Raw genomic sequence first — 9,163 nt, 5'->3', positions numbered from 1 at the left:
TTGAACGCCTCGTTGTACTTCGCCATGAAAAACACCCCAAAGGTTGAACGGGTGTCCAACTTTTGGGGTGCAGTTCACGCTTGACGAAGCGCCGGCCCTTTTTTCTGACTACGTCAGATGCGATGCGTCAGGCGTCGCCCAGCATCTGCGCCACCGAGGCGGCGGCGTTGCCGGCGCGCTCGCCAATCAGCTGGCGCAGCGTACGCAGCAGTTCATCCTCGTTGAACGGCTTGCCCAGATAGACGTTCACGCCGATCTCGGCCGCGTAGCGGCGGTGCTTTTCGGCCGTACGTGACGTAATCATCACCACCGGCATATGCGTGGTGCGGCTGTCGGCGCGGACGTTGCGCGTGAGGTCGAAGCCGTCCATGTTCGGCATCTCGATATCGACGAGCATCGCGTCCGGCATCACCTCCTGCAACTGCCGCAGCGCATCCACGCCATCGCGCGCCAGCACCACCTGGTAGCCCGCGCGCGTCAGCAGCCGCTGGCTGGCCTTGCGCACCGTGAGCGAATCGTCCACCACCATCACGGTCGGCTGCGTCATCAGGCCCGAGACCGGCCGGGCATCCCCCGCGCCGACGAACTCGGCCACCGCGCCAGTGTTCTCGGTCGATGCCAGAAGCGCCGTCGGCGTCACCTCGCCGCGCTCGCGCACGAACCGCTGCGCCAGCACCACCGGGTTGTAGATCAGCACGATCTCGCCATCGCCGAGCGTGGTGGCGCCGGCAATACCTTCCAGGCGCGCCAGGTGGGGGCCGATGTGCTTCACTACCACTTCGCGGTTGCCGATCACCTCGTCCACGTGCACCGCCACGCGGTCCGCGCCCGAGCGCACCACCACCACGGGCGAGTACTTGCGGCCCGAGGCAATCGCCGCGCTCTCTTCGAGCAGCGTGCCGAAGTAGTAGAACGGCGCTTCCACACCGGCGCCCGGACCCGCCGTCGCGCCGAAGCGGCCGGCGTTATAGGCTTCCAGCAGCGGCTTTTCGCGCAGTTGGTGGACCTGATCGATCATGCCGCTCGGCATCGCGTACAGGCGGCCGCCCAGCGACACCAGCAGCACCTGCGTAATGGCGGTGGTCAGCGGCAGGTGCACCGTGAAGCTGGTACCCCGGCCCGCCTCGGTGGAGAGCGTGATACGCCCGCCCAGCGCCACGGTTTCGGCGCGGACCACGTCCATGCCCACGCCACGCCCGGCCAGCTCGGAGACCTCATCGGCCGTCGAGAAGCCCGGCGTGAAGATCATCTCGGTCAGGCGCGCGTCGCTGGCGTCTTCCTCGTGCGTCAGCAGCTGGCGGCTGATGGCCCGCTCGCGGATGCGCGCGAGGTCCAGCCCGCCGCCATCGTCGAAGAACGTCAGCACCACCTCGTTGCCTTCCTGCTGCACTTCCAGCGTCAGCGCGCCCGTGGTGGACTTGCCCGCCGCGCGGCGTGCGTCTGCCGGCTCGATGCCGTGCACCACGGCATTACGGATCAAATGCTCGATCGGGCCGGCCATGCGGTCCAGCACCGAGCGGTCGATCTCCACCGTGCCGCCCTTGATCAGCAGGCGCACTTCCTTGCCGGTTTCGGTGGCCGACTGGCGCGCCACACGGTACAGGCGCTCAGCCAGCGCATCGAACTGCACCATGCGGGCCTGCATCAGCCCGCGTTGCAGGCCGCGCGTCAGCCGGGCCTGCGCGGCCAGGTCGCCCGAGGCGCGGTCGAAGCCACGCTGCAGGTTCTGCTCCACCGTGGCCACGTCGTTCACGGACTCGGCCATCATCCGCGTCAGTTCCTGGAACCGCGTGAAGCGGTCGAACTCGAGCGGATCGAAGTCCGGGCTCTGCTGGGTATCGGCAATCCGCGACGCCATCTGCGTCTCGGCCTGGATTTCGATCTCGCGCAACTGGGTGCGCAGACGCCCCACGTTGTCGTTCAGTTCGCCGAGGTAGGCGCGCAGCGCTTCCAGCTCGCTGTCCAGCCGGGCGCGCGTGGCGCCGACTTCGCCGGCGTCGTTGATCAGCGTGTCCAGCGCCCGGGCCTGCACGCGCACCAGCGCGCGCTGGCGGTCGGCTTCCGGGGCCTTGGCGGCAGTGGCCGGCAGTTGCGGGGCGGTCGTGGCCAGTGCGGTGCCGGGGGTGTCAGCCGTGGTGGCAGCCGGTACATCGAGCGAAGCCGCGGGCGCCGCGTCGGGTTCGACCAGCCCGTTCACCACATCGGCATCGTCCACCGGCAGCAGGCGGCCGTTCTGGAGCGCGTCCACGTGCGCGAGGATGCGGTCGTACCAGGCGTAGAGCTTGCCGAACAGGTCCGGCGTCACGCGCTGGCCGCGCACGGAGGCTTCCAGCAGCGTTTCCATTTCATGCGCCGCCTGCCCCAGCGCCATCGCGCCGGCCATGCGGGCGCTGCCCTTGAGCGTGTGCAGCGCGCGCAGCACCAGGCCGCCCTGCTGCGTCTCTTCGGGCGTGGCTTCCCAGGTGCGCACCAGCTTGCCGAGTTCCGGCAGGCTGCCGTGCGCCTCTTCCAGGAAGATGTCGACCAGATCGGCATCCAGCGCCGAGGCGTCGAGCGATGCTTCGGGCGGGGCCGCCGGCGCCGCCGGCGATTGCGCGGAGACATGGGCGACGGCCACCTGCTCATGACGCGGATCGGGGCGCGGCGCCGTGGGCATGGCGATGACCACGGCGTCGTGCAGCGGCGTCACCGGCGTCACAGGGGTCAGCGTGGGCGCGGCCACCGGCGGCAGCGAGGTGATCGGCGTCAGCCTGGCCGGCGCATCGGTCACGGCCGGCAGTGCCGGGGTCGGCGCGGCCGGCTCGGTCACAGGCGGAAGCGGCGGCAGCGGCGTGGCCTGCAGGATCTGGGTATTGCCGAACAACTGCGCGACGGAGCCTTCCAGGTCCGCCTGCGCCTGTTCGCCCGTCACGGTGGCGCGCGGGCGCATCAGCGCGCGTTCGCCGAAATCGTTCAGGTTGCGGCACAGCGCCGGGTCGGCATCGGGCCAGACCCCGGCGGCAAACTGGTGCAGCATCGCGCGCAGCCGCTCCACGGCCTGGTCGAGCAGGCGGAAGTCGCCCGGATGCATCACCACGGGGTGACGGCCCAGCAGCAACAGCAGTTGTTCGAGGGCCTCGGCGATGTCGCGCACCGGCTCCAGCCCCACCGTGGAGGCGCTGCCCTGCAGCGTATGCGCCACGCGCAGCGCCAGCTCGCTCGGGCACGGATGGTTCTCGTGCTTCCACTCGGACAGGTCGGTGGCGAACTGGCGCACCAGATCGTCGGCCTCCTGCAGGTAGACGTTGTAGAGCGCCAGCCCGATGCGCACCGGGCCAATCACCTTGTAGTGGTCGTCGTCGCTGGCCAGCCCGCCCGAAAGGCGGAACGGCAGCACGTTGCTGTCCTCGGCCTCGGCCGCCGGCTGCTCAGGGGCGACCGGCTGCGCCGGGGCGGTCTGCCCGGGCGCGTTGGCCTGGGCGTGGGCCAGCAGGGCGTCCAGTGAATCGATGGCATCTTCCGGCGCGGCGGGGGCCGCGACGGCGGACAAGTCGGTCTGACCCGGCTCGCGCACGGCCTGGGCTTCCGCCACCAGCGGGGCGATGTCGCGCTGGGTGCCGGCGTCGGCCTGCAGGGCGATGGCCCATTCGCGCAGCAGGTCGTGCGCGTGGTGCAGCAGGGCCAGCAGCGCGGGCATGGGCTCGCGCGCCTCGGCAATCCACAGGTTCATCACCTGTTCGATGGCCCACGCGGCTTCGCCGTAGCGGTTCAGGCCGACCATGCGGCTCGAGCCCTTGAGCGTGTGGAAGGCGCGGCGGATGCGGCTCAGCACGTCGGCGTCGCGCAGCGCGTCGAGCCCGCCCGGCAGGTCGGTGGCGATATTGCCGAGCACTTCCTCCGCTTCGGACAGGAAGATCTCGAGCAGTTCGGCGTCCACCCCGGCGGCGTCGCTCGGCATCGGGGCAGACGGCGCGGCGGACGATGCCAGCGCAGCGGCGGGCATCGGGTCGGCCAGCGCCACGATCAGGCGTTCGGCGGCGGAGTCGCTGCCGGCAAGCCACGCGTGCAGCTGCGTGGTGGCGTCGGTGGCCTGGCGGCGCAGCGCGGCATCGTCGTCGATGGCGGCCTGGTCGCTCACAGCCTGCAAGGCGGCGCGCAGGCGCTGGATCTCGGGCGAATCGGCGCCGGCGGCTACGCGGATGGCGTCCATCGCGGCGTGGCGCGCGGCGGCCAGCGCGGTGGCGGGCACCTCGTCGTTCCGGCGCGGCGCGAGGGCGTCGTCGTCGGTGGCATCGGCCTGACGGCGGCCGAATTCGAGGATGTCGGCAAAGGCATGCACCGCGCCGAGTTCGGCGGCAATCTCGGACAACTGGGCCACGCGGCCCGGCTGGGTGTCGATGCCACGCAGCACGTCCAGCCGCGCCAGCACGGCGCGCGTGGCGGCCAGCGCGGCGGCGGCGGCCTCGTCGATGCCTTCCGGCATCGCGGCGCTGCCGATCAGGCGCTCCAGCGTGGCCAGCAGCCCGCCAAACGCCTGGGCGGCATCGCCAAGCGTGTTGACGGCATCGGGCCGGGCCGCGTTGCGGTCGAAGGTATCGAGCCAGGACTCGCCGCTGTCGAGCTGGGCGCGCAGCCGGGTCACGGCCTCGGCACGCAGCGCCTGGGCGTTGGCGGTCTCGACCATCGCGGCGAGCCAGTCGGGCGCGGTGGCGGCGGGGTCGGCGAGGCAGGCCGCGAGCTGGTCGCAGCGGGCGGCGAATTCGGCGGCGGACGGATGGCCGGACTGGCCATGCACGCGCCACGGCATGGCCAGCGCGCGGGCGAGGAACAGCGCCACGCCGGTCGGCCCCAGGGCGGCCCCGGTCTCGCCGGGCACGTTGCGCTGCCCGGCATGAGCCGCAGCGGCGCTCAGGCAGTGCTGGAGCGCGGGCTGGGCCAGCGGCTGCGCGGCCTCGGCCAGCGAAGCCAGCGCGAGTTCCCATCCGGCCTGATCGTCGGCAGCCGCGCGCTCGATCGCGGCGGCGGCGTTCTGGAGGTTGCGCGTGTCGATCGGATCGAGCCAGCCGTAGTAGCGCCGGCGATAGTCGGCGCGCGCCACGGCGTGGGCCGGATCGACGCGGAAAGCCTGCAGGCCGCGCGCGATGTCGGCACGCAGCACCTGCACGGCGGCCTGCACCGCCGGCGGCGTGGTGTCCTCCGGGCCATCGGGCGTCAGGCCGGTGCTGACCAACAGGAACACGGCATCGTTGAGCAGCGCCTGCGGCACGCGCACCTGCCCCTGCAGGTACTGGCGCAGCAGCAGGTGGGCGCGCGCGGCGAAGCGCTTGGCGAGCAGGTCGGACGGCAGCAGCCCGTGCGCCAGCGCGCGGAACACCATCGACAGCGTCAGCCAGATGCCCCGGTCCGGGGTATCGGTGGTGCGGCGCGCGTGCTGTTCGTGGTTGCGAACATCGTCCAGCGCGATCTGCAGCGGCAGGTAGGCTTCGCGCAGCAGCGCGCCGTCCGTGCAGGGCGTGGGCAGGCGCAGCGCCTTGAGCAGCGCGGCCTCGAAGCGCTGGCGCGCGCGCGTGACCGACGACGTGGAGCGCGTGGGCAGCACGATGCCGGGCAGCATCTGCAGTTCCTCCAGCCACAGGTCGGCCGGATGCACGCGCTCCTCCTTCATCAGGACAAGGGCGTCGGCGTAGGGCTGGAACAGGCGCAGCGGATCCTCGGGATCGCCGGCCATCAGGTCATCGACATACTCGGCCAGGGCCTGCACGCCGCGCCGGAACACGCCGAGCGTCTCCGGGCTGGCGGCGACGGTACCGGCGTCGATGGCTTCCAGCAGGCGGCGCATGGCCTGGCAGTGCGCATCCACGCCGCGCAGGCCGACGATGTGCACCGCCCCGGCGGCCTGGTGCAGCTGCTGGCCGGCCAGGCGCAGCGACGTGGTGTCGCGCGCGCCCAGCGCCTCGGGGGCCTGCTGGATCTCGTCCACATAGTGGCCAAGCTCGGCGGCGGCGGCGTCCAGCGCGGTGCGCAGGCTTGGCGCAAGCCAGGCCAGCACCGACAGGTCGCGCTGCGGCACGGGGGCCGGCACGGCCGCCTCGCCCTGCACCGGCGGTTGCGGCGCGGCCGGGTCAGCCACGTCGCTCGATACGGAAAAATTCAATGACATGACACAATCCGTTGCGCCCGCGCGCGGGCCTCGATGCAGGTTTTATGCAAGTCAGGCGATCTTGAACCGCGACACCGAGTTACGCAGTTCTTCGGTCAGTGCCGTCAGCTGGCGCACCGAGGTGGCGGTCTGGCGCGTACCGGACGTGGTCTGGGCGGTCACCTGGAGAATGCCGTCGATGTGGCGCGCCACGTTGGTGGCCAGCCCGGCCTCGTGCGAGGTGGTCTGCGAGATCTGCTCGATCAGCTCCGCCAGCTGGCGCGACACGCGGCCAATCTCGACCAGTGCGGCACCGGCGTTATCGGACAGCCGCGCCCCTTCCACCACGCCCTGCGTGCTGCGCTCCATGGCGTGCACGGCGTCCTGGGTATCGGTCTGAATCGTGCGGATCAGCGCGCCGATCTGCTTGGTGGCCTCGCCGGAACGTTCGGCCAGGCGCTGCACTTCTTCCGCCACCACCGAGAAGCCGCGGCCTGCCTCGCCGGCTGAAGCCGCCTGGATGGCGGCGTTCAGTGCCAGCACGTTGGTCTGTTCGGTAATGTCCGAGATCAGCTCGACGATTTCGCCAATCTCCTGCGACGACTCGCCCAGACGCTTGATCCGCTTCGAGGTTTCCTGAATCTGGTCGCGGATGCCGTTCATGCCGGTAATCGCGTTTTCCACCGCCTGCTGGCCCTGCTCGGCAGCGGCCAGCGAGGCGCGGGCCACGTTGGCGGATTCCGCCGCGCCGCGCGACACCTGCGTGATGCGGTCTGCCATCTCCACCACCGACTCGCCGGTCTGGCGGATCTGGCGCGACTGCTCCTCGGTCGTGGCAGCCAGCTGCACCGAGGTTTCCTGCACCTGGCTCGAGGCCTGCTGCACGTCCACGGCGGTCTGCTGCACCCGGCCGACCAGTTCCTTCAGTTCTTCCACGGTGTAGTTCACCGAGTCGGCGATGGCGCCGGTGATGTCCTCGGTCACGGTGGCCTGACGCGTCAAGTCACCATCAGCGATGTCCTGCAGCTCGTTCATCAGCTGCAGAATGGCCTTCTGGGTGGCGTCGTTGTTGCGCTTTTCGTCGAGGCGTCGGGCTTCGGCCTCGCGTTCGCGCGCCTCGGCTTCCAGCGCCCGGACGCGCGAGTCGCGCAGGTAGAGCGCGGCCAGCCCGGCCAGGAAGATCAGCGTGGACAGCGCGGAGACGATGGTCGCGCCCAGGGTCCAGGGGCGGTAGCGCGCGCCATCCGAATAGGCGGTCTGGAGCGTGGACAGCTCGCCGCGCAGGGCCTCGTTGTCGTTGAAGATCTGCTGCTGGGCGCGCTTGGCGGCGATCAGGCCCGGCAGGTTCTGGAGAATCGTCTGCGTGGTCTTCTGCACCGCCTCGAAGCGCTGCGAGAGCTGCTGGAGGTAGCTGCGGGTCTCGGCGTCGGTGGCGGCGGACAGCCGCAGGGCTTCCGAGCCGTTCATCAGGCCGTCCAGCGTCTCGCGGAAGGTGTTGGTGTCCTTGCCGAGCAGGAACGCGGTCTCGGGGTTGACGCCTTCGCCGGAGAGGAACTCGTTCAGGTTCTTGCCCAGGCGCTGGGTCAGCATCACCAGCTGCGCGGAGGCGGCCACCTCGCGGGCGTTGGCGCCGGCCTGGAGCTTGATGGCGGCCACCTGTTCGGCGGCTTCGAGCAGTTCCGGGTTCGAAGCGTTGAAGATCTGCAGCGTCTGGCCGATGGTGGTCAGAATCGGCTGCTGGGCCAGCACGTCGCCGGCGCTCTTCTCGGAGCGCTTCCACGAGTTCATGGCGGTTTCGAGCAGCGGCACCGCCGCGCCCGAGGTGGCACTCACGTGCTTCTCGTCGCTGCCGTTCTGGAGCGCCAGCAGGTCGGCCGTGAGCTGTTCCTTGGACTGGCGCAGCTGCGTGAACGCCTGCGCGTTGCCCAGCAGCGCCACCGGCACCGCCTTGCCCAGACGCTGCGAGTGCATCAGCATGTTACCGGCGATTTCGATCTGCGCCGCGCCGTTGGTGGCCTGGCGGTTATCGAGATACACCGAAGCCAGCAGCGCCACCAGCGACACCACCACGCCCACCGTCAGCGTACGCTGCTGCGACGCGAACGGCATGCGCGACAGCCAGCCGGACAGTTGCTCCACCGGGGTACGGCCCAGGCCGCCCTTGTCAGCGCCGGCGCTGCCCTTGGCGAACACCGACCGGCGCGGCGCCGCGGCCTCGGCAGCGGCACCCGCGGCAGCCGTCCGGCGTCCCAGGCTCATCTTCTTGATACCCATAGCAACCCTCTGTCCGTTTGTTTTTTGATTCGTTGGTACTGCGTCTTGGTGTTCGACTATTTGGCTATCGACTATCGGCTATCGGCTCAGGCCACCACGCGGCCCACCTGGAGGAACGCCGGGGCGTCCAGCAGCTGGCGGATGTCCAGCACCTGCCAGTCGCGGCCGTCGCGGTCCGCGAAGCGCGGGCCGTGCCATTCGGGCGCGAGATCCGGTGCGTGGCCCGCCGGGGCGTCGCCGTGCGGCAGCGAGAGGTCGCCGGCATGGCGCAGCCCCACCACCCGCGTGGCGATGATCCCGCAGGCCCGCTCCACCTGGCGGGACAGCACGACGATCTTGCTACCCGGCTGCACGGGCGTGGGCCCCTCGCCGCAGAACAGCCCGAAATCGATCACCCCGAGCAGGTTGCCGCGCGCGTTGACCAGGCCGCGATACCACGGCTGGGTCAGTGGCACGCCGGCCGGCTGGCGCATTTCCAGCACCTCGCCGGTATCGGGCAGCGGCAGCAGCCAGTGGCGCTGGCCGACCAGCACGCCGAGGTAGCTGTCCACGGCGGGCAGGTTGCGCGCGTCGCGCAGGCGACGGGCCAGCATGGCCTGGTAGTCCTGCAGGCGGGTCTGGCGGGCACGGATGTCTTGGCGCGGCGCGTTCATGGTCGGCATACCGTTGGATGAAAGACCGCCTGGCGGCGGGCGGACACAGCGTCACCCCCGCCCGCATCGCGGCGGGCGGCGTGACGGCAAACCCCGGGCCCGGGGGCCCGGCAGGTCG

3 protein-coding genes are annotated in these 9,163 nt (G+C 70.8%); all 3 read right to left on the bottom strand.

The genetic code is table 11. The features are described from left to right. Positions 1–127 precede the first annotated feature (127 nt). A complete protein-coding gene (locus SB751_RS17725; protein WP_410748253.1) occupies positions 128–6,139 on the bottom strand; it encodes an Hpt domain-containing protein in 6,012 nt (2,003 codons plus the stop codon). 51 nt (positions 6,140–6,190) lie between these two features. Further along, positions 6,191–8,392: a methyl-accepting chemotaxis protein gene (locus tag SB751_RS17720; protein ID WP_144197396.1), complete on the bottom strand. Its 2,202-nt coding sequence runs from the start codon at positions 8,390–8,392 to the stop codon at positions 6,191–6,193. Between the two features lie 86 nt (positions 8,393–8,478). Then, positions 8,479–9,045 carry a chemotaxis protein CheW gene (locus SB751_RS17715; RefSeq protein ID WP_144197395.1) on the bottom strand — a complete coding sequence of 189 codons (567 nt, stop codon included), beginning with the start codon at positions 9,043–9,045 and terminating at the stop codon, positions 8,479–8,481. Between the last annotated feature and the right edge of the window lie 118 nt (positions 9,046–9,163).

The organism is Cupriavidus sp. SIMBA_020, assembly GCF_046535395.1.
GTDB classification, from domain to species: domain Bacteria; phylum Pseudomonadota; class Gammaproteobacteria; order Burkholderiales; family Burkholderiaceae; genus Cupriavidus; species Cupriavidus campinensis.
This window is presented reverse-complemented; position numbering and strand designations above follow the sequence as displayed.